This is a genomic window from Nonomuraea sp. NPDC050022 (genome assembly GCF_044460705.1).
Classification (GTDB): Bacteria; Actinomycetota; Actinomycetes; order Streptosporangiales; family Streptosporangiaceae; genus Nonomuraea.
Map to the genome: position 1 here is coordinate 348,076 of NZ_JBITKE010000002.1, position 20,408 is coordinate 368,483.

Consider the following 20,408-nt stretch of genomic DNA (forward strand, 5'->3'; position numbering starts at 1 on the left):
GAACAACAAAAAGCGGGCGTCCTCTCCCAGAAGAGGACACCCGCCGAAAGTCTCGCGGTCAGTGCGAGAAGTTACCCCGGTAGTACTGGAACACGAATCCGATCATGGCCATGATGATCAGGAACACGCCGATCAGGAACATCCAGAACCCGATCACGAACCCGGCGAACGCGAACGCCGCCGCCAGGCAGAGGAACAGCGGCCACCAGCTGCTCGGGCTGAAGAACCCGATCTCACCGGCGCCGTCGCTGATCTCGGCCTGCTTGTTGTCCTCGGGCTGGTCGCCGATGCGCCGCGCCGTGAACATCAGGTAGTAGCCGATCATGAACGCGAAGCCGACCGAGATGGCCATGGCCGTGGTGCCGACCGGCTCCCCGTGGCCGGTGTCCGCCTTGGTCCAGAACCAGTAAGCGACGTCCACGCCGGCGAAGAACAGGCCGCACAGCAGGAACAGCCAACCCTGTACCTTCATCAGGCCTCGACCTCCTGGGGCGTCTTGGCGGACACGTGCGGGTAGTGCAGGTCGAACGCGGGACGCTCGGACCGGATCCGCGGCAGCATGGTGAAGTTGTGCCGCGGCGGCGGGCAGGAGGTCGCCCATTCGAGCGAGTTGCCGTAGCCCCACGGGTCGTCGACCGTGACCTTCGGCGCGCTGCGCGCGGTCTTCCAGACGTTGTAGAAGAACGGCAGCACCGACAGGCCGAGCACGAAGGCGCCGACCGACGAGATGAGGTTCAGGTCGGTGAAGCCGTCGGCGGGGCTGTAGTCGGCGTAGCGGCGCGGGAAGCCGACGACGCCGAGCCAGTGCTGGATCAGGAACGTCGCGTGGAAGCCGATGAACAGCAGCCAGAACTGCAGCTTGCCGAGCTTGTCGTCGAGCATCTTGCCGGTGAACTTGGGCCACCAGAAGTAGAAGCCGGCGAACATCGCGAACACCACCGTGCCGAACACCACGTAGTGGAAGTGGGCCACGACGAAGTAGGTGTCACTGATCTGGAAGTCGAGCGGCGGCGAGGCCAGGATGACGCCGGTCAGGCCGCCCAGCAGGAAGGTGATCAGGAAGCCGATCGAGAACAGCATCGGCGACTCGAACGTGAGATGCCCACGCCACATCGTGCCGATCCAGTTGAAGAACTTCACGCCAGTCGGCACCGCGATGAGGAACGTCATGAACGAGAAGAACGGCAGCAACACCTGCCCGGTCGGGAACATGTGGTGCGCCCAGACCGTGATCGACAGACCGGCGATCGAGATCGTCGCGGCCACGAGGCTGATGTAACCGAAGATCGGCTTGCGGCTGAACACCGGGAAGATCTCACTCACGATGCCGAAGAACGGCAGCGCGATGATGTAGACCTCCGGATGGCCGAAGAACCAGAACAGGTGCTGCCACAGCAGCGCCCCTCCGTTCTCCGGGGTGAAGATGTGGGTGCCGAGCTTGCGGTCGGCCTCCAGGGCCAGCAGCGCGGCGGCCAGCACCGGGAAGGCCATCAGCACGAGCATGCTGGTCAGCAGGATGTTCCAGGTGAAGATCGGCATGCGGAACATCGTCATGCCCGGCGCGCGCATGCAGATGATCGTGGTGATGAAGTTGACCGAGCCGAGGATCGTACCCAGGCCCGACAGCGCCAGACCCATGATCCACAGGTCACCGCCCATGCCCGGCGAGCTGATCGCGGTCGACAGCGGCGTGTAGGCGAACCACCCGAAGGAGGCGGCGCCGTTGGGCGTGAAGAAGCCCGACACCGCGATGATGCTGCCGAACAGGTAGAGCCAGTAGCTCACCATGTTCAGCCGGGGGAAGGCCACGTCCGGCGCGCCGATCTGCAGCGGCATCAGCTCGTTGGCGAACCCGGCGAACAGCGGCGTCGCGAACATCAGCAGCATGATCGTGCCGTGCATGGTGAACAGCTGGTTGAACTGCTCATTGCTGGTGAACTGCAGCCCCGGCTGCGCCAGCTCGGCCCGCATGATCAGCGCCATGACGCCGCCGATCAGGAAGAAGGCGAACGACGTGATCAGATAGAGGTGACCGATGATCTTGTGGTCGGTGCTGGACAGCCACTTCACGACCACCGCGCCCTTGCTGGCACGCCTCGGGGTCGTCGAGATTGGCTCTTGGATGGCGGTCACTGAGCGCTCCCAGCCTGAGTCGCGATGTACTGGTCGTACTCAGCCTGCTTGACGAGCTTCACCGAGAAGAGCATGCGGCTGTGGTCGACGCCGCACAGCTCGGCGCAGCGACCCGCGTAGACGCCGGGCTTGTCCAGCGTCTTGATCTCGAAGAAGCGGCCCTTGTTGTCCTTGGGCAGCCCCGGGATGACGTCACGCTTGAACAGGAACGCCGGCACCCAGAAGGAGTGGATGACGTCGGGCGACTCCAGCTCGAACTCCACCGTCTTGCCCACGGGCAGCACGAGCTGCGGGCCCGACTTGTAGTCGCTCACGGGCTGGCCCACGACCGGCTTCAACGTCTTGCCGTTGAGCGTCGTGGTGAACCGCCAGCTCCACTGGAACGCCTCCACCTTGACCTTGACGTCAGGGTGGCCGGACAGGACCTGCAGATCCCGGCTGTCGCGCGCGGTGAAGAAGAAGAACACCGACACCATCACCAGCGGGATCAAGGTGTAGAGCATCTCGATCGGCAGGTTGTAACGGACCTGCGGCGGAAGCTCGGCCTTGGCCTTGCGCTTCACATGGAACACACACGCCCAGATGATCAGGACGATGACCACGGCGCCCGTGGCGAGTGCGGCGACCCAGGCCCCGTTCCAAAGATTCTGGACGATGTCGCCCTGGCTGGTGATGTGCGTAGGAAGCAGACCCTCACGCCAATTGGCCTCGGGAATGTCATTAGCACATGCCGTAGCGGAGGCCAGCAGCAACGCCAAAGCGGCGGCTCGCGGCACTCTGCGCCGGGCCAACGAACGCCGTGTCGAACGGCGAGTCGGACTCACGGATCGCCTACCCCACAGATGAAGCCCAGGAGTCCTCCTGGGCGCTCGTAATGTCTAAAAGCACAGCTGATTGCAGACACATTAGCGTGCAAGAGCCCCGCCCTCCCGCGCGCCCCCTCGAAGGCGTACGGCAAGTGGGACGATGGGTCTCGTGGCGTACTTTGACGCGGCCTCGACCGAGCCGCTCCACCCCCAGGCCCGCGAGGCGCTCCTGGCGGCGATCGATGTCGGCTGGGCCGACCCCGCGAGGTTGTACGGCCAGGCCCGCCGTGCGCACCTACTGCTGGAGCAGGCCCGTACGGAAGTGGCCGAGGCGCTCGGCGCGCGCCCGGACGAGGTGTCGTTCACCTCTTCGGGCACACAGGCCGTGCATCTCGGCGTGCTCGGCACCCTACACGGCAGGCGGAGGGCGGGGCGGCATCTGGTGACGGGCGCGGTCGAGCACTCCAGCGTGCTGCACGCCGCCAGCCTGCACGAACGCGGCGGCGGTACGGTGGAGATCGTGGGGGTGGATCTGCGCGGACGCGTCGACCCGGCCGCCTTCAAGGCCGCCGTCGCCAGGCCCGACACGGGCCTGGCCTGCCTGCAGACGGCCAACCACGAGGTCGGCACGCTCCAGCCGGTGGCGGAGGTGGCCGCGGCCTGCCGGGAGCACGGCGTCCCGCTGCTGGTCGACGCCGCGCAGACGGCCGGTCGGCTGCCGATTCCGGAGGGCTGGTCGGTGCTGACGGCCAGCGCCCACAAGTGGGGCGGTCCCGCCGGAGTGGGCGTGCTGGTGGTGCGCAAGGGCACGCGGTTCAGGTCGTTCCTGCCGGAGGACGAGCGCGAGCGGCGCCGGGTCCCTGGGTTCGAGAACGTACCGGGCATCGTCGCCGCCGCGGCCGCGCTGCGCGCGATGACCGCCGAGGCGGCGCGCGAACGTTCCCGGCTCTCCGCGCTCGTCGACAAGATCAGGCGGACCGTGCCGGAGATCGTGCCCGACGTGGAGGTGATCGGCGATCCGATCGAGCGGGCGCCGCACATCGTGACCTTCTCCTGCCTCTACGTCGACGGGGAGGTCCTGCTCACCGAGCTGGACAAGGCCGGATTCGCAGTATCGTCCGGGAGTTCGTGCACCGCTAGTACGCTTCGTCCATCGCACGTTCTGGAAGCCATGGGCGTGCTCACGCATGGGAATGTCCGGGTGTCACTGCCCAGGGGCGCTTCCGCGGCCGAGGTCGACAGGTTCCTCGCCGTGCTGCCCGATGTGGTGCACCGAATCCGGCAGGACGCAGGAGTCGCATGACCGAGGTTATTCAGCCGGCGTTGACGATCGACGCGCTCGGGAAGAAGTGCCCGATCCCGATCATCATGCTCGCCGAGCAGATCAACTACGTCCCGCTCAACGCCGTGATAGCCGTCCTGGCCGACGATCCGGCCGCGTTCACGGACGTCCCCGCGTGGTGCCGCCTGAAGTCCCACCGCCACGTGGGCTCCTACGAACTGCCGCAGGGCGGCTGGTCCATCCACGTACGCCGCAATTACTGATATTTCGTACGTACGGCGCAGAACATCCCAAAGTGGGTAGGAAGTCCCTCGGGTCAGACCATCGACTTCCGGGGGGAAGACATGACGGATGGACATTCACATCGGACCGCGCGCGACCTGATGAGCCAGGGCGCGGAGTGCATCCCCGCCCACGAGACGCTCGACCGGGCCGCGCAGATGATGCGTGACAGCCACGTCGGGGCACTGCCGGTCTGCGTGGACGATCGCGTGACCGGGATCATCACCGACCGCGACATCGTTATCAAGTGCGTGGCCGAGGGCCGTGCCCCGTCGGCCATGCGGGCGGGCGACCTGGTGGTCGGGCTGGTCTCGGTGCCGGTCGACGCCACGGTCGAAGAGGCCCTCCAGCTCATGGAGGAGAATCAGATCAAGCGACTGCCGGTGATGGCGGACACGCGGATCGTCGGCATGATCACCGAGGCCGACCTGGCCAGGCACCTGCCCGACGACCAGTTGGTCGAGTTCGTGCACCGGGTGTACATGGGCGCCTGACCGCCTGCCGCGTCGCGGGGCGCACAGGCCCCGCCGTGGTCGCGTACATATGTGGCGCGTCTTCGCGGGAAAACACACCACCCCGCCGCATTGACCGTGCGGCGGGGCGCTCCACGAGCGGTGGGTCAGGCGTGGTGGCAGCGGACGAGGTCCGCGATCTCCTCGGCGGCCCCGGCTCCGTAGGCGGCGCCGAAGCGCTCCAGGAAGGCCTTCTGCCCGAGCTCGTACTCCTGGCCGCCGACCCGCTCCAGCACGTGCGTGGCGGTCAGGTTGCCGAGCTGGCCGCAGCGCTCCAGCGGCAGGCCCCAGGCCAGACCCGACAGGAAGCCCGCGCGGAAGGCGTCGCCGACGCCGGTCGGATCGGCCTTGCCCTGCTCCGGCGCGGGAGCGACCTGGATGGACGGCTCACCCGCGCGGTCGATGACGGCGCCCTTGGGGCCGAGCGTGGTGACGCGGACGCCCACCCGGTCAAGGATCTCGGCGTCGGACCAGCCGGTCTTCTGCTCGATGAGCCCCTTCTCGTAGTCGTTGGAGAACAGGTAGGCGGCGCCGTCGACGAGGTCACGGATCTGCTGGTCGCCCATGCGCGCGAGCTGCTGCGAGGGGTCGGCGGCGAACGGGATGCCACGCTGGCGGCACTCGTCGGTGTGGCGCAGCATGGCGTCGGGGTCGTTGGGGCTGATGAGCACCAGGTCGAGCCCGCCCACGCGGTCGGAGACGGGCCGCAGCTCGATGAGCCGCGCCTCGGCCATCGCCCCGGTGTAGAACGAGGCGATCTGGTTGTGATGCTCGTCCGTGGTGCACAGGAAGCGGGCCGTGTGATGGTTCTCGGAGACGTGCACGGAATCGCAGTCCACGCCGTGGCGCTCCAGCCAGGAGCGGTAGTCGGCGAAGTCCGAGCCGACCGCGCCCACGAGAATCGGGGTGAGCCCCAGGCAGCCCATGCCGAAGGCGATGTTCGCCGCGCACCCGCCGCGACGTATCTGCAGGTCGTCCACCAAGAAGGAGAGCGACACCCGATCTAGCTGCTCGGCGATGAGCTGCTCACCGAAGCTTCCTGGGAAGGTCATCAGGTGGTCGGTCGCGATGGAGCCGGTGACGGCGATGCGCACGGGATTCTTCTTCCTCGTTGTCGGCAAGCCAATGAACCAAACGAGGATACGCGAGTAAGGATACGCGAAGGTCCCGCGTCGCACGGATGCGAGCGGGACCTTGAGCGCATCGACTAGTTGAACGAGTCGCCACAGGCACAGGAGCCGGTGGCGTTGGGGTTGTCGATGGTGAAGCCCTGCTTCTCGATCGTGTCGACGAAGTCGATGGAGGCGCCCAGCAGGTAAGGGGCGCTCATCCTGTCGGTGACCACGCTCACGCCGCCGAAGTCGGTAACGACATCGCCGTCCATCGAGCGGTCGTCGAAGAAGAGCTGGTAGCGCAGACCGGAGCAGCCACCCGGCTGCACGGCCACGCGCAGCTGCAGGCCCTCTTCGCCCTGCTGCTCAAGCAGGGCCTTGACCTTGGCGGCGGCCGCGTCAGTCAGGATCAGGCCCTGCGTCGTGGTCTCGCTGCTCTCAACCGTCATCTGCTGACTCCCTAACCCGGCTGTCTGTTTACGACGTCCTACTTAGACGCTACCAACACATCCCCTGTGCTACACATTCCCAGCCCTCCGGACCCCCGGAATAAACGCTACGGGCTATATGTCATGATGAGTATCGTCAGTTCGACGATAAGGGGGTATGGCCATGGCCACCCAGACTGGGCTGCCGCTCTTCGTACTCGGCCGGGACGCCGATCCGCACAGCGAGAAGGGGGTCGACTGTCCTGGTGAGCTGCCACCGGCCTCCGATCCGGACCTGGTGGAGCGTGCGCGTAAGGCCAAGGAGGCGCTCGGTGACCGGCTGTTCGTGCTGGGCCACCACTATCAGCGTGACGAGGTCATCCAGTTCGCCGACGTCACCGGCGACTCCTTCAAACTCGCGCAGCAGGCCGCGGCCAGGCCGGAGGCGGAGTTCATCGTCTTCTGCGGCGTGCACTTCATGGCCGAGTCCGCCGACATCCTGACCGGCCAGGAGCAGAAGGTCATCCTGCCCGACCTGGCGGCGGGCTGCTCGATGGCGGACATGGCCACCTTCGACCAGGTCGAGGAGTGCTGGGAGTCGCTGGAGGACGCCGGTCTCGCCGATCAGGTGATTCCCGTCACGTACATGAACTCCAGCGCCGACATCAAGGCCTTCTGCGGCCGCAACGGCGGCGCGGTCTGCACCTCCTCCAACGCCAAGCGGGCCCTCGACTGGGCCTTCGAGCAGGGGCAGAAGGTGCTTTTCCTGCCGGACCAGCATCTGGGGCGCAACACCGCGGTGCTGGAGATGGGCATGTCGCTGGAGGACTGCGTCGTCTGGAACCCCCACCGCCCGAACGGCGGCCTCACCCGCGAGCAGCTCGACCGCGCCAAGATGATCCTGTGGAAGGGCCACTGCTCGGTGCACGGCCGTTTCACGGCCGAGTCGGTCGATGACGTACGGCGGCGCATCCCGGGCGTCAACGTGCTCGTGCACCCGGAGTGCAAGCACGAGGTGGTGCTCAAGGCCGACCACGTCGGCTCGACCGAGCACATCATCAAGACGCTGGAGGCGGCTCCGGCGGGTTCGAGCTGGGCGATCGGCACCGAGCTGAACCTGGTCAAGCGGCTCGCCACGCAGTTCCCCGACAAGAACGTCTCGTTCCTGGACAAGACGGTCTGCTACTGCTCGACGATGAACCGGATCGACCTGCCGCACCTGGTGTGGGCGCTGGAGTCACTGGCGCTCGGGGAGGTCGTCAACCAGATCACGGTCGACCCCGACACCACCCACTGGGCCAAGGTCGCCCTGGACCGCATGCTGGCCCTCCCCTAACGCCGGGGCTCCCCTGCCACGACGGACCGCCCTTATCCGCTCCCCCGCAGGGGGTATCCCGCCCAAGAGCCCCAGCCACAACGGACCGTTCCTCAGGCACTCCCCCGCAGGGGTTCCCCCAGGGGCCCCTGCCGCAACGGACCACCCTCATCCACTCCCCCGCAGGGGGTAATCCCCCCGGAGGGACCCCAGCCACAACGGACCGTCACAGGGATCGAGACAGTCGCGTGACGAACCCCACTAGTCGCCGAAGGCGTACACGACCCGGACGCCGATCGACAAGGTCTGGCGTCCGGGGCTGATCGACGCCTTCTCCTCCGCCGCCAGCGCGGCGAACGCCATCGGCTGCGGCCCGCCCACCGACTCCTCGGTCACCGACACGACCCCGCCCAGCGAACGCCCGGCCAGTTCGGCGTACTGGGCGGCCTTGGCGGCGGCGTCGCGGAACGCCCGTGTCCTCGCCTCCGCCAGGGCCCCGCTGGGGTCGGACAGCTCGAACGAGACGCCGTTCAGCCGCGCCTCCTCCCCCACCGCCGCCACGGTGTCGATCACCCGGTCGGCCCGCGACAGGTCGCGGACCAGCGCCTCGACGCCTTGCGCGGCTCTGTAGGCGGCCACCTTGGGATAGACCTCGTACTCGGGGCCGAGGGACAACTCGCTGGTACGCAGGTCCTCCGGGGCGATGCCGGCCCCCGTCAGCGCCTCCGTGAGCCGGACGGCGGCGGCCCTGACGGCGGCGAAAGCTTCGGCGGCCGAGGTCCTGCGCACCTCCACGCCCGCGTTCAGGCGCATGACATCCGGCGCGGCCGAGACCGCACCTTCACCGGCGACGGCGATCTGCTCGTGCTCCGTTTCCACGCGCACCCCCTTGGGTCCGTAGGATCGGCGGGTTCGTCAGGGCGTACCGCGACTGAAGCGCATGCCCATCTTGTCGAACTCGGCCCGCTTGGCCGCGGTGGCCAGCACTCTGATGACCTGCCCCTTCAGATCGATCACAACCGCCTCATATCCGGCGCCCTTAGCCCGCCACACGGCCAGGTGCTGGTCATCCCACCAGCCGATGAGCCGGTTGGTGACGAACGGGATGGTCACGGGCGTGCCGCCGCCGCCCGTCGTGGGCCTGGCGCAGACCGCGCCGCCCGCCGCGGTGCAGTGGGACAGGAACAGCCCGCCCGACGGGGAGACGTCGTCGCCCTCCACCCAGACGGGTGAGCCCGCGCTGGACAGCGTACGCAGCGCGTTGCCGTCCAGGTCGTAGAACTTCATCCGGCCGCCCACCCACGTACCGACGGCCTGTCCGCCGGCGTCCCAGAAGAAGCGCCACTCGCCCGCGCCCTTCTCCTTGACCTGGTAGACCTTGCCCGTGCCCCGCGCGACGTCGATGACGCCGTAGCCGTACTCGACGCTTTTCCCGCCTGTGTCCTTGAAGAGCGTGACCAGGCCGAGCTTGCCGTCCGGCGACCAGCGCGGCGTCGTCGGGAACACCGGCCTGGTGCTGAGTTTCACCGTGCGCTTGGCGCCGGTCCGGTGGTCGATGATCGACACGAGGGAGTAGCCGTCGCCGCTGTAGTCGACGTCGGTGGCGAGCGCGCGGGCGCCGTCGGCGTCCAGGGCGTACTCGAAGTAGTGGTTGTCGAGGGTGAAGTCGTCAGAGGCGGCCCGCCGGATGTAGACGCCCTTGCCGCCGTTCAGGCTGTAGGAGGCCAGTTTGATCGGGTCGGAGCCGTTCTCCCGGATCTCGACGGAGGTGCCGGGGAGCGCGATGGTCCGGGTGCTCTGGTCCGGGCTCGGCGTCGGGGTTGGGGTCGGAGTGGAGGTCGGGGTCGGGGTCGGGGTCGGGATGTACGAGGCGTCCGTGCTGTTCGTGTCGTCCGGTGTCGGCGAGGATGTGCCGATCGGGCCCGGCAGGGACGCGAGCCGTACCGCGACGATGCCGCCGACCGTGGCCAGCGCCAGCGTGCACGCGACCGCCGTGGCGACGATCCACCCGATGCCCCGCCGACCGCCCGTCCGTGCGGGCGGCTGGGTCAGCGGGAGCTGCTGTTGGTATAACGGCCGCGCGTACGGGGGCGGCGGAGGCTGCTGGTACGGCATGTGCGCCGACGGCACCGGCCCCGAGCCGCCCGGCGCCCGAGGCGTGGAGCCCATCACCGGGATGGGACCCGAGGTCACCGGCGGGACCGGGCCCGAGGCGGCCACGGCGGTCCCTTGGTGCAGGAGAATCGGCGAGGCGCCGCCGGGCTGGTGTTGGAGGCCGGGCGACGCGCCGCCGGGCCCGTGACCGAGCAGCCGCATCAGCGCCTCACCCGCCGTCGGCCGCCGCCCGGGATCCTTGGCCAGGCAGTCCGTCACCAGCGAGCGCAGCGCCGGATCCTGAATCGGCGTGACGTCGGCGTCGGTATGGATGATCCGGTTCACCACCGCCGGCAGGCTGTCCTGCCCGAACGGCGGCTGCCCGGAAGCGGCGAACAACAGCGTGCACGCCCACGCGAACATGTCCGCCTGAGGCCCGGGAGCCGCCTCCGTGAGCTGCTCGGGCGCCATGAACGACGGTGTGCCGATGGCGCTGGCCGTCAGCGACGAGGTCAGGTCGAGCGCCCTGGCGATGCCGAAGTCGATCACCCGGGGGCCGTCGGAGGCCAGCACGACGTTCGACGGCTTGAAGTCGCGGTGCACGATGCCCGCCTGGTGGATGGCGACGAGCGCGGTCACCGTACCGATCGCCAGGCGGTGCAGGGACGTCCCCGAGCGCGGACCGTCCGTACGCACCACGTCATCGAGCGTCGGCCCGTCGATGTACTCGCTGACGATGTACGGCAGACCGCCGAACAACCCCGTCTCGATGACCTGAGCGGTGCAGAAGGGGGCGACCCGCCGGGCCATCGCCACCTCGCGGACGAACCGTTCCGACGCCTCATGGTCCCCGGCCAGGTCCGCGCGGAGCAGCTTCACCGCGACCCGCGCGCCGTTGGCGGCGGTCGCGAGATAGACGGTCCCCTGCCCGCCCTCGCCCAGCCGCCCCGACAGGGTGTACGCCCCGACCGACGCGGGATCCCCTGGCCTGAGGGCCACGAGGTCCGGCATTACAACCCCCATATATGGCGTCTTTTCCGCCATTCTGGTGGGTTCTGCGGCTCCGCGTCAGCCCATCGACCCACACACCAGCCAGAACACGCCGGTCGCGTCGGTCCGCGGTCCGCCACCGAGACCGGGCGCGCCGTCGCGTCACGGCCCCGGACGGCGTCACGGCCCCGGACGGCGTCACGGCCCCGGACGGCGTCGCGTCACAGGCCGCGGACGGCGTCGCGTCACAGGCCGCGGACGGCGTCGCGTCACAGGCCGCGGACGGCGTCGCGTCACAGGCCGCGGACGGCGTCGATGATCGCGCCAGAGGCGGCGAGGTGGATGCGGCGGGTCGAGGCGGTCAGGCGGACGTGGTCGGCGTTCAGGTCGCCCGCCAGCCGCTCCTGACGTCGTGCCCTCCAACCCGCGCTGATCACGGTCACCGGGCTGATCACCGTTACCGGTACGTCCGGGAAGGCGTGCCGCGCCCGGACGAGGCGCAGGTCGGCCGCCATGTCCCGCCGGGCGAGGAACTCCCCCACCGCCGCGGCGAGCACCCGGCCGGTACGGTACCCGCGCCCCCGGTCCGGCAGCCCGCTGACCAGCCGATGGACGACCGGCCCCGCCAGGAGGGCGAGCGCGGCGGCCCCCCAGGCACCGCCCAGCGCGGGCAGCCATCGGCCGACGGACCGGCCGAGCGACGAGGCGCGCCGGTCACGGTCGGCGCGGCTCGGGTCGACGAGCACCAGCCGGGACACGCACATCGGATGCAGCCTGACGAAGGCCTCCGCGTGCCAGGCGGCCACCGAGTGGGCCACCACGGTGACCTGTTCGGGATGGGCGGGGGCCAGGGCGGCCAGGCGGGCCGCTTCCCCGTACAGAGTGGGTGGAGCCGGCGAGGCGGGACTGCGGCCGAGACCGGGCCGGTCGAAGCGGATCACCCGGTGGCTCCGCGCGAGTTCGGCGGCCACCCCGTCCCAGTGGTACGACACACCGCCCAGCCCCGCGCTGATGAGCACGACCGGCCCCGCGCCCTGAACGACCACATGCGGCCCCTGACCAAGCGACAGCGGAGGGTCGTCGGCCTCCAGCAGCCGCAGCGCGACGTACACCAGCCAGATCGCCACAAGCGTCGCCTGCCCGCGCTGCGCCAGCCCGGCCGGATACCCGCCCGCGATGGCCGCCAGCGTCAGTGCGGTGACGCCCAGGGCCGCGCCGGTGATCAGCCAGGCGAGGCAGGTGTCCCAGTAGCGGCTCAGCAGGGCCATCGCGGCCAGCACGGCGGCCGTGGCCAGCACGCCGGTCACGGCGTGGACGTGGTGTGAGAGCGACAGCGGGCCGAGCTCGCAGACGGGATCGCCCAGCGCGGCGCAGTCGAGCGGGAACAGCCCACCGGCGAGTACGAGAACGCCGAAGGCCGCCAGCCCGAGCCAGGCGAACCGCTCCCGCCGCACCCGAGGCGTCAGCGCCACCCCGAGCACGATCGCCAGGCCCGCCAGCACGTCGGCGGTCCTGAACAGGCGCATCGCGGGCTGGTCGCGCGCCGCCAGCTCGCCGACCAGGCCGTCGCTCCGATCGACCAGCGGACTGGTGAACTGGCCGGGCATCCAGGCGCTGTACAGCACGGCCGCCACCACGAAGGCGGTGGCCGCGAGCACCAGCAGTCGTCGCTCCACGTGATCATTAGATCACCCGGTGCGATCAGAGGCCGGGGGCGCCCCAGACCGGGAACCAGCGACCGAGGTCCTGTTCCAGCGGTAGCTCGCCCTCCAGCGCGCCTCTGGCCTGGAGTTCGAGCGCGTTGTCGCGGTGCTGGCCGGACAGCGGCGCGAAGGGGTAGAACGTGCCGCGCTTGTACAGGTAGACGACCGCCAGCCGGCGGCCGTTGGGATCGGTGAACGACACTAGCGAGCAGAGCAGCGAGGGACCGAATCCGGCGCCCTCCAGCGAGGCGTTGACCGCGTGCAGCTCGGTGACCAGGTCGCTGACGTCGTCGGGCGATCGGCGCACCAGGAGCCAGGTGTAGCCGTAACCGTCGGAGGATTTGTCGACGCGGTCGCCGAGCAGCGCCTGCACATCGCTTTCGAGAGTGGCGAACGCGCCGCCCTCCGCCGCGCGGAAGGACACCGAGCCGAGACCGGTGGGAACGAGACCGGTGGCGGCCTGCAGCGTCACCGCCGCGGACGGCAGCGCGAACAGTGCGTCGAGGTTGGGTGGTGCGGGCTTCGACCGGCCTAGCAGGGTGTCGAGCCAGCCCATACGGTCAGCCCCTTCCGAGTTGGGCGGAGATCCTGGCCAGCTGCTCCAGGCGGCGCTCCAGCGGTGGGTGAGTGGAGAACAGGGTGGCGATGGAGGCGCCCTTGGCCAGCGCCGGGGCGAAGTAGAAGGCGTTGAACGGCGCCGCCTCACGCAGGTCCTGGCTCGGGATCCTGGCCATGTCGCCGGTGACCTTGGTCAGCGCGCTGGCCAGGGCCGACGGCCGCTGGGTGAGCAGCGCGCCCGCCCGGTCCGCGGCCAGTTCGCGGTAGCGCGACAGGGCTCGGGTGAGCAGGAAGCTGATCGCGTACACGACGATCGAGACCAGCATGATGATCAGCCCGATCGGCACGCCGCCGTTGTTGTCACGGCTGCGCCCCAGCCCGGTGTACAGGGCGAACCTGGTCATCAGACCGGCCACGATGCCGAGGAACGAGGCGATCGTCATGACCGCGACGTCACGGTGGGCGACGTGCGACAGCTCGTGCGCCAGCACGCCCTCCAACTCCTGGGGCTCCAGGCGGCGCAGGATGCCGGTCGTCACGCAGAGGACGGAGTTGTTCTGGTTGCGGCCGGTGGCGAAGGCGTTGGGGACGTCGGAATCCGCTATCGCCACCCGCGGCTTGGGCATGTCGGCCATCGCGCAGAGGCGATCGACCATGCCATGGAGCTCGGGAGCCTCTTGCGGCGAGACCTCCCGGCCGTGCATTGCGAACAGCGCGATGCGATCGGACAGGAAGTACTGCGCGAGCAGCAGGCCCCCGGCGAGCACCAGCACGACCAGTCCTTGAACGCCCACAGCGATGAGGACACCCATGAAGGCCACGTAGAGCAGCCCCAACAGGAACATCGTCACGACCATGCGGGTGGTCAGACCGCGGTCGGGCGCGAACCGCGTGTTCATGGCTAACCCGGGATGAGACCCTGGTCGCCCAGCATCTCCCGGACCTCCTCGATCGAGGCGTCCGCGGGGGGAAGGATCAGCTCTGACGGCTCAAGGCTGTCGTCGGGAAGCGACTTGCCGACGTGGCGAACCTTGTCGAGCAGGGCGTGCAACTTGACCCGGAAGCTCGCCTCGTCGTCGGACTCGATGGCCGACTCGAGCTCGCTGTCGAGCTGGTTGAGCACGGAGATGTCGTCGGCCGAGATCTCGACCTGCCCCTCGCCCATGATTCTGACGATCATGCGCCCTCCCCAGGCTGGCGCAGCTGCTGCGTGTTCTGAGGCTGAGCCTGCTGGGGCGCGCCCTGCTGGCCGCCCTGGCCCGGCTCGATGGCGCTCTTGGGCGCCGGACCCTGGCCGAGCTCGGCCTTCATCCTGGCCAGCTCCAGCTCCACGTCCATGCCGCCGCCCATACGGTCGAGCTCGGCCTGGATGTCGTCGCCGCGGGTGCCGCTGTAGTCATCGAGCGCGCCGCTGGCGAGCAGCTCGTCGATGGCGCCGGCGCGGGCCTGCATCTGCGCGGTCTTGTCCTCGGCGCGCTGGATCGCGAGACCGACGTCGCCCATCTCCTCGGAGATGCCGGAGAAAGCCTCGTTGATGCGCGTCTGCGCCTCGGCCGCGGTGTAGGTGGCCTTGATCGTCTCCTTCTTCGTACGGAAGGAGTCGACCTTCGCCTGCAACCGCTGGGAAGCCGTGGTCAGCTTCTCCTCCTCGGCCTGCAGGTTCTCATGCTGGATCTTCAGGTCGGCCATCTGCCCCTGCAGATTGGACCGGCGCTGGAGGGCCTCACGAGCCAGGTCCTCACGCCCGACGGACAGCGCCTTACGGCCCTGCTCCTCATAGCGCCTGGCCTGCTGTTCGAGGCCGTTGACCTGCAATTCCACCCGCTTGCGCGAGGTGGCGACGTCCGCCACGCCCCGGCGTACCTTCTGCAGCAACTCCAGTTGCCGCTGGTAGGAATAGTCGAGGGTCTCGCGCGGATCCTCCATTTTGTCCAGGGCCTTGTTGGCCTTGGACTTGAAGATCATCGAAAGTCTCTTCATCACGCTCATGCGCGTCGGCCGTCCCCTTCTTAGGTCGTGCTGGTGTTCACCCAGTGCAGCGCAGCCGCCTTGGGATTACCCTACGCATAACGCACGGGGGCGTCACTAAGTTGCCATCCAGGTAGGGTTGACGTCGTGTTGCGACGCCGTTCCCAAACCTCCGTGGACGACACCCCCGTCCCCATTGACGATCCTAAGCCCCAGGGCAAGGGTCGTCCCACACCCAAGCGCCGGGACGCGGAAGGCAGACGGCGCCAGCCGGTCACCGCGCCCAAGGACCGCAAAGAGGCCTATCGACAGGCCCGCGCCAAGCAGACTGTCGAGCGCGAGCGGGCCCGCAAGGGCATGCTCGCGGGCGACGAACGCTATTTCCCGGCCCGCGACAAGGGCCCGGCGCGCAAGTTCGCGCGCGACTGGGTCGACTCGCGGCGGCTGCCGAGCCAATACTTCCTGCCGTTCTCGCTGGTGATCCTGCTGGCGACGTGGATCCCATGGCCCGCAGACATCCGTCCGCTGGTGCTCGGCTACGTGATCACGATCGGCTGGCCGATCATGATGATCGGTGTGCTCTTCACCTCGATCTTCGTGGCCTGGCGGATCAAGAAGCTGGTGGCGGAGAAGTATCCCAAGGAGAACCTGCGCGGCGTCGGCTTCTATGCCGCGATGCGGGCTCTGCAGATCCGCAAGCTGCGTTTCCCGCCGCCCGCGGTCCTGCCGGGCGGCAAGCCGGTGCCACCCAAGAAGTAACGCGGTTCGCTCCGGCTTTCGCGCCGTTTCGCTCCGGCTTTCGCGCCGTTTCGCTCCGGCTTCTCCCAGCGCGGCACTCCTCGCGTGACCGTGGGCCGCCGGCCGCCCAAGGCCGGCTGCGGACACGCTCGCGGGGTGTTCAGCCCCTCATGGCGGAGTAAGGCTGTCGTGCAGGATGAAGGGGGGATATCCCATGACAGATCGTCCGCCCGAGAGCACCGGCTCCACATCGTCGTCGGACAGCCGCGGGACGACCGGGGCGAAGTGCGCGCTCGCGGTCAAGGGCCTGATGGGGATAGAGGCCATCACCTGGGGCAGCGGAAGCTCCTGGCGTACCGGCACGGGAGTTCCGGATCACATCGCGGCGCCCATCGAGTTGATGTGCTTCGAACTCCTGCCCTATGCCCTGCTCAGGGCCGCGCACATCAGCGAGAAGACGTTCCTGCTGGGCATGCGGAACCGGTCTTCGACCAAGTACGACGGCGGGTCGGAGGCGTGGGCGGGCTTTCTGTGCGACCCGGTGTCGAAGGACCGCGTGCCGGTGGACGAGCTCGCCGGCCTGCGTACCGTGGCGGGCGACGTCATCGTCATGATCGGCGCCTCCGCCGACGCGTTCCACACCGTAATCGTCTCGGGCACCGCCTCGACCGGCCCCGCCAAGGAAGGGCCGATGATCTACTCCCTCGCCGACCGCAGCCCGACAAGCGATCCCACCGAAATGACCCTCGGTAAGATCATCGCGCAGTTCCTACCTTATGAGACGGTCGCCGTACAGGTGTTCACCGTGAAGCCGGGCCTCCTGGAGTGAGTTCACGGCCACCAGCGGAAAGAGCTGTCGCGGCGCCAGGTGGGGGCGCCGATCTGTCACGGGCGGGCGCCGTACCACGTCTCTTTCGATTCTTTCGACGACCGACAGGGGCTCGTTCACAGCCATTGGCGGGTGGGCCAGGCTTCGAGGCGCCACGCGCTGTCCCAGAACATCCACTCGTATTCGGCCGCCCGGAGGAACGCCTCCGCCATGGCTTCGCGGATGGCGGGGCCGGACTGGGCGGCCTGCCGGTCGGTGATGGCCTTCGCCTGTTCGGCGGAGACGGCGAAGGCGGGGTCGGAATAGGTGGCGATCCACGCGTGGTACGGATGGTCGCGCCGCCCCTCCGTACGCGCCAGCAGTGCCGTGCCGACGTCCTGGTACACCCAGAAACACGGCAGCACGGCGGCGGCGAGCACGGGTAGTGGCGCGGTGAGCGCGGTGGCCTGAAGGTAGGACGCGTACGCCAGGCAGGTGGGCGAGGTGGGAATGGCCGCCATCTCCCCGGCGTCCAGGCCGAATTCGCCGAGATAACGGCCGTGCAGGGCCCGTTCGACCGTCAGCGCCGTATGGGCGGACTGGGCGAAGAACGCGGCGTCGGAGGAATCGTCCGCCCGGGCCGCCGCCGTCGCCAGCGTTTTCGCGTACGCCGCCAGATAACGGCCGTCCTGAACGAGATAGAAGGCGAAACGCTCCCGGTCGAGACCGCCGTCCCCCAGCGCGTTGTTGAACGGATGGTTACGGATCGCGTCGAGCAGCTTGGCCGCGCGCGTCCAGATTTCATCGCAGAACATACCCTCACTCACCAGAGTGCGTGGAAATGGTGGACGGGGCCGTCTCCCCCGACCTGGAAACGCCCGCGGCCCGCGGCGCGCCGTTCAGATATCCCTGACCGTCCGCGCTCGAGTCGGTGCCGACGACGGAAAGCATCTTGGAAACGGGAGCCACCCGGACGTCCCTTCGCTAGTGCGAACTAGATCAGGTTCTACGGGTGTGATCTCAGCCCGACCTGCCGGGCACCCCGCGTCGCAGATCAGGGTAACAGAGGTCATGGTCGCGGACGGCGGTCCGCCATGGGCCCGCGAGGGGGCGGACGTCGCGATCGTGACGTACGCGTTCGGGATGGGCATCGACCGGCCGGACGTACGGTACGTGCCGCACCAGGAGCAGGCCGCCTCCATATGGTCGGTCCACAGCGACGCCGAAGAGAAGGCGGTCTTCATCCGGCCACGTTCCCCAGCGAGGCGAAGGCACGCGTCCAGACGAACCTGTTGGGGATTCTCGCGGTCGATCAACGGCCCGAGCACCTTCGTTCCGGCCGCGTGCCGAGCGGGAATCGCCAGCGCCTCGAAGAATTCGATGAATTCCGAGCGGACGATTGAGCTCGTCGCCGAACCCGAACCAGGTCTGAGTTTCTCTCTTGGTGCCTTAGACCGGCTCGACCGTAATGCGCGCCGCGCCTGGTACAGAGTTTCATTTGAGAAGCCTGGAAGAGTTTCATTTGAGAAGTCTGGACGTGTCGCCTCGAGTATCGGCCGTCGGGCAATCCGGAAGCGCGTCGGCCTGTATCATTCGACCGGGCTCTAAACGTCCCCGCATCGCCTCTTCTCGGCATGCGCCGAATCACTAGGATCGACTCCCTGTGGCCGCACGGCTCACAGCAAGGAGGATTTTCATGCGCATTTTACGCACCGGCTATACTCTCGCCCCGGCAATGGCGGCGGCGTTCTTGGTTCTGACGCTGACCTCATGCGGCAGCGGCAGCGGCAGCGGCGAAACCATCGCCACGGGAACCACCGCTCCTGAAGCCGCGGACACGAACCAGAAGGCGACGGGAAAAACAGCCGCCCCCGCCGGTGAAAGCGGCGTCAAAACCGGCGTCATGGATCAGCTGCGCAAATCGCGGGAGATAAAGGAGCTGCCGTACAAGCCGGCGGCCGTGACGAAGTTCGTGTCGTGCATGGCCGACGTCCTGGTGAAGTACAGCAACAAGAAGGACCTGCGAGCCTACGCCGACGGCTCGCTCGACCTGGAGAGCATCCGGCAGACCGACAAGGCCGCGGCCGACAAAGCGGGCTTCAAGTGCTCGGACGTCGTCACCAAGGACGATCTCAAGCAATAGACGGCGAGCCGCCGGATGACACCCGGCGTCCGATCCAGCAGGTCGATCGGCCGGGCACGTGCCTGGTCCATCGGCGGCGCGGCCAACCCGGACGATCCCTTGGCCAGGGGCTCGCGAACCACCAGACTTTGCGGCTCCGGCAGCACGGCCATGGATCGTCCGCCCGCCGCGCCGCTCGCGCTCGCCCAACGGCATCCGTTCGGCCTGGTCCAGGTCGGTGCCGCCGAACGTGTCCGTCCGACCATCCTTGGAGAGGTCAAGCTTGGTGGTATCAGGCCGCCCCCGCCCACGAGCGGTGCCGAGCCGCGCAGTCGTCGAGGACCGCCAAGCCCCGTCAGCGCGCCCGGTCGATGAGCGCCCCGGCGGGCAGACCGCACCCCATCCCGGTTTAGATCACCGCATGAGACGGGCCTAAGGTCGGATCTATGGAATTCCGTACCCTCGGTCGCAGCGGTCTCAAGGTCAGCGAGATCAGCTACGGCAACTGGCTCACCCATGGCTCCCAGGTCGAGGAGGACGCCGCCAAGCAGTGCGTGCAGGCGGCGCTCGACGAGGGCATCACGACGTTCGACACCGCCGATGTCTACGCCGGCACCAAGGCCGAGTCGGTGCTCGGCCGGGCCCTGAAGGGCGTACGCAGGGAATCGCTGGAGATCTTCACCAAGGTCTACTGGCCGACGGGCCCCGGGCCGAACGACCGCGGCCTGTCCCGCAAGCACATCACCGAATCCATCCACGGGTCGCTGCGGCGTCTGCAGACCGACTACGTCGATCTGTACCAGGCGCACCGCTTCGACTTCGAGACGCCGCTGGAGGAGACGCTCAAGACCTTCGACGATCTCGTACGGCAGGGCAAGGTCCTCTACATCGGCGTCAGCGAGTGGACGGCCGACCAGATCGCCCAGGCGCTGAAGATCGCCGACGACATGGGCTTCGACCGGATCGTGTCCAGCCAGCCCCAGTACTCGATGCTCTGGCGCGTCATCGAGCCGGAGGTCGTACCGCTCAGCGAGCGTGAGGGCATCGGCCAGATCGTCTGGTCGCCCATCGCGCAGGGCGTACTGACCGGCAAGTACCTGCCCGGCCAGGCCCCGCCGGCAGGCTCCAGGGCGACCGACACGGCCGGCGGCGCCGACATGATCGCCCGCTTCATGAACGACGACGTCCTCACCCGCGTACAGGAACTCCAGCCGATCGCCGCCGACCTGGGCCTCACCATGGCGCAGCTCGCGGTCGCCTGGGTCCTGCAGAACCCGAACGTCTCCAGCGCCATCGTCGGCGCCTCCCGCCCCGAGCAGGTGCGCGACAACGTCAAGGCGGTCGGGGTCAAGCTCGACGCCGACGTACTGGAGCGGATCGACGCCGTGCTCGGCCCGGTGGTCGAGCGCGATCCCGCCAAGACGGCCAGCCCACCGAAGCGCCCGTAACATCCCCGGCAGCAAAAGCCCCTTGAGCGACAATGACGCTCAAGGGGTTTTTCATCTGAATGTGGCACTACCCGCCTTTCGAAAACAGTGTGGAAAGACTCGGTCACGT

General features: G+C 68.4%; 21 protein-coding genes and 1 riboswitch. Of the genes, 8 read left to right on the forward strand and 13 right to left on the reverse strand.

What is annotated here, in order from left to right:
* Nucleotides 1–58 precede the first annotated feature (58 nt).
* Genes ACIBO2_RS08105 through ACIBO2_RS08115 form a run of 3 tightly spaced genes read right to left on the reverse strand, consistent with a single transcriptional unit; the run spans nucleotide 59 to nucleotide 2,924 of the window.
* On the reverse strand, nucleotides 59–472 hold the full coding sequence (locus ACIBO2_RS08105) for a cytochrome c oxidase subunit 4 (protein WP_225298434.1): 414 nt from the start codon (nucleotides 470–472) through the stop codon (nucleotides 59–61).
* Nucleotides 472–2,133: a cytochrome c oxidase subunit I gene (gene ctaD, locus ACIBO2_RS08110; protein ID WP_357944954.1), complete on the reverse strand. Its 1,662-nt coding sequence runs from the start codon at nucleotides 2,131–2,133 to the stop codon at nucleotides 472–474. The genes ACIBO2_RS08105 and ctaD overlap by 1 nt, the downstream gene beginning before the upstream one ends.
* Entirely contained in the window at nucleotides 2,130–2,924 is a 795-nt protein-coding gene (locus ACIBO2_RS08115; protein ID WP_358538623.1) for a cytochrome c oxidase subunit II, read from the reverse strand. Before ACIBO2_RS08115 ends, ctaD begins: the two co-directional genes overlap by 4 nt.
* 175 nt (nucleotides 2,925–3,099) lie before the next feature.
* Here ACIBO2_RS08115 and ACIBO2_RS08120 point away from each other — a divergent pair, with 175 nt between their 5' ends.
* From ACIBO2_RS08120 to ACIBO2_RS08130, 3 genes are all read left to right on the forward strand, one after another.
* The gene (locus ACIBO2_RS08120) at nucleotides 3,100–4,242 is read left to right on the forward strand and encodes a cysteine desulfurase family protein (protein ID WP_397295962.1); all 1,143 of its coding nucleotides are present in this window, start codon (nucleotides 3,100–3,102) and stop codon (nucleotides 4,240–4,242) included.
* The gene (locus tag ACIBO2_RS08125; RefSeq protein WP_225298426.1) at nucleotides 4,239–4,484 is read left to right on the forward strand and encodes a sulfurtransferase TusA family protein; all 246 of its coding nucleotides are present in this window, start codon (nucleotides 4,239–4,241) and stop codon (nucleotides 4,482–4,484) included. Before ACIBO2_RS08120 ends, ACIBO2_RS08125 begins: the two co-directional genes overlap by 4 nt.
* An 81-nt stretch (nucleotides 4,485–4,565) precedes the next feature.
* The gene (locus tag ACIBO2_RS08130; protein WP_358538628.1) at nucleotides 4,566–4,997 is read left to right on the forward strand and encodes a CBS domain-containing protein; all 432 of its coding nucleotides are present in this window, start codon (nucleotides 4,566–4,568) and stop codon (nucleotides 4,995–4,997) included.
* Between the two features lie 125 nt (nucleotides 4,998–5,122).
* On the opposite strand, the gene ACIBO2_RS08135 is transcribed toward ACIBO2_RS08130, so the two are convergent.
* Complete coding sequence (locus ACIBO2_RS08135) at nucleotides 5,123–6,109, reverse strand: carbohydrate kinase family protein (RefSeq protein WP_358538631.1); 987 nt, start codon at nucleotides 6,107–6,109, stop codon at nucleotides 5,123–5,125.
* Between the two features lie 113 nt (nucleotides 6,110–6,222).
* Nucleotides 6,223–6,576, reverse strand: a complete 354-nt coding sequence (erpA, locus tag ACIBO2_RS08140) for an iron-sulfur cluster insertion protein ErpA (RefSeq protein ID WP_214637841.1) — start codon at nucleotides 6,574–6,576, stop codon at nucleotides 6,223–6,225.
* A gap of 157 nt (nucleotides 6,577–6,733) precedes the next feature.
* On the opposite strand from erpA, the gene nadA reads away from it, so the two are divergent.
* On the forward strand, nucleotides 6,734–7,891 hold the full coding sequence (gene nadA / locus ACIBO2_RS08145; RefSeq protein ID WP_397295965.1) for a quinolinate synthase NadA: 1,158 nt from the start codon (nucleotides 6,734–6,736) through the stop codon (nucleotides 7,889–7,891).
* 240 nt (nucleotides 7,892–8,131) lie between these two features.
* On the opposite strand, the gene ACIBO2_RS08150 is transcribed toward nadA, so the two are convergent.
* From ACIBO2_RS08150 to ACIBO2_RS08180, 7 genes are all read right to left on the reverse strand, one after another.
* Nucleotides 8,132–8,749 (reverse strand): SIMPL domain-containing protein, encoded by a 618-nt coding sequence (locus ACIBO2_RS08150; RefSeq protein WP_358538637.1) that lies wholly within the window; start codon nucleotides 8,747–8,749, stop codon nucleotides 8,132–8,134.
* 36 nt (nucleotides 8,750–8,785) lie between these two features.
* Entirely contained in the window at nucleotides 8,786–10,975 is a 2,190-nt protein-coding gene (locus ACIBO2_RS08155) for a protein kinase (protein ID WP_397295967.1), read from the reverse strand.
* Between the two features lie 272 nt (nucleotides 10,976–11,247).
* Nucleotides 11,248–12,630 carry an alpha/beta fold hydrolase gene (locus ACIBO2_RS08160; RefSeq protein ID WP_397295969.1) on the reverse strand — a complete coding sequence of 461 codons (1,383 nt, stop codon included), beginning with the start codon at nucleotides 12,628–12,630 and terminating at the stop codon, nucleotides 11,248–11,250.
* A 25-nt stretch (nucleotides 12,631–12,655) separates the two neighbouring features.
* Nucleotides 12,656–13,213 carry a hypothetical protein gene (locus tag ACIBO2_RS08165; protein ID WP_357640042.1) on the reverse strand — a complete coding sequence of 186 codons (558 nt, stop codon included), beginning with the start codon at nucleotides 13,211–13,213 and terminating at the stop codon, nucleotides 12,656–12,658.
* A 4-nt stretch (nucleotides 13,214–13,217) separates the two neighbouring features.
* On the reverse strand, nucleotides 13,218–14,114 hold the full coding sequence (htpX, locus tag ACIBO2_RS08170; protein ID WP_358188227.1) for a zinc metalloprotease HtpX: 897 nt from the start codon (nucleotides 14,112–14,114) through the stop codon (nucleotides 13,218–13,220).
* Between the two features lie 2 nt (nucleotides 14,115–14,116).
* A complete protein-coding gene (locus tag ACIBO2_RS08175) occupies nucleotides 14,117–14,395 on the reverse strand; it encodes a hypothetical protein (RefSeq protein ID WP_225298409.1) in 279 nt (92 codons plus the stop codon).
* Nucleotides 14,392–15,204: a PspA/IM30 family protein gene (locus ACIBO2_RS08180; protein WP_357640049.1), complete on the reverse strand. Its 813-nt coding sequence runs from the start codon at nucleotides 15,202–15,204 to the stop codon at nucleotides 14,392–14,394. Before ACIBO2_RS08180 ends, ACIBO2_RS08175 begins: the two co-directional genes overlap by 4 nt.
* A 153-nt stretch (nucleotides 15,205–15,357) precedes the next feature.
* Between ACIBO2_RS08180 and ACIBO2_RS08185 the strand changes: the two genes are divergently transcribed.
* Together ACIBO2_RS08185 and ACIBO2_RS08190 are read left to right on the forward strand one after the other, a co-directional pair.
* Nucleotides 15,358–15,942, forward strand: coding sequence for a DUF3043 domain-containing protein (locus ACIBO2_RS08185; RefSeq protein WP_225298405.1), 585 nt, complete (start codon nucleotides 15,358–15,360; stop codon nucleotides 15,940–15,942).
* Between the two features lie 193 nt (nucleotides 15,943–16,135).
* Entirely contained in the window at nucleotides 16,136–16,750 is a 615-nt protein-coding gene (locus tag ACIBO2_RS08190) for a hypothetical protein (protein WP_358538647.1), read from the forward strand.
* A gap of 116 nt (nucleotides 16,751–16,866) precedes the next feature.
* On the opposite strand, the gene ACIBO2_RS08195 is transcribed toward ACIBO2_RS08190, so the two are convergent.
* Nucleotides 16,867–17,544: a TenA family protein gene (locus ACIBO2_RS08195; protein WP_358538650.1), complete on the reverse strand. Its 678-nt coding sequence runs from the start codon at nucleotides 17,542–17,544 to the stop codon at nucleotides 16,867–16,869.
* A 144-nt stretch (nucleotides 17,545–17,688) separates the two neighbouring features.
* Nucleotides 17,689–17,784, reverse strand: a riboswitch (TPP riboswitch).
* A 641-nt stretch (nucleotides 17,785–18,425) separates the two neighbouring features.
* On the opposite strand from ACIBO2_RS08195, the gene ACIBO2_RS08200 reads away from it, so the two are divergent.
* Nucleotides 18,426–18,872 carry a hypothetical protein gene (locus ACIBO2_RS08200; protein WP_397295974.1) on the forward strand — a complete coding sequence of 149 codons (447 nt, stop codon included), beginning with the start codon at nucleotides 18,426–18,428 and terminating at the stop codon, nucleotides 18,870–18,872.
* A 425-nt stretch (nucleotides 18,873–19,297) separates the two neighbouring features.
* A complete protein-coding gene (locus ACIBO2_RS08205) occupies nucleotides 19,298–20,299 on the forward strand; it encodes an aldo/keto reductase family protein (RefSeq protein ID WP_358538654.1) in 1,002 nt (333 codons plus the stop codon).
* Nucleotides 20,300–20,408: the final 109 nt, after the last annotated feature.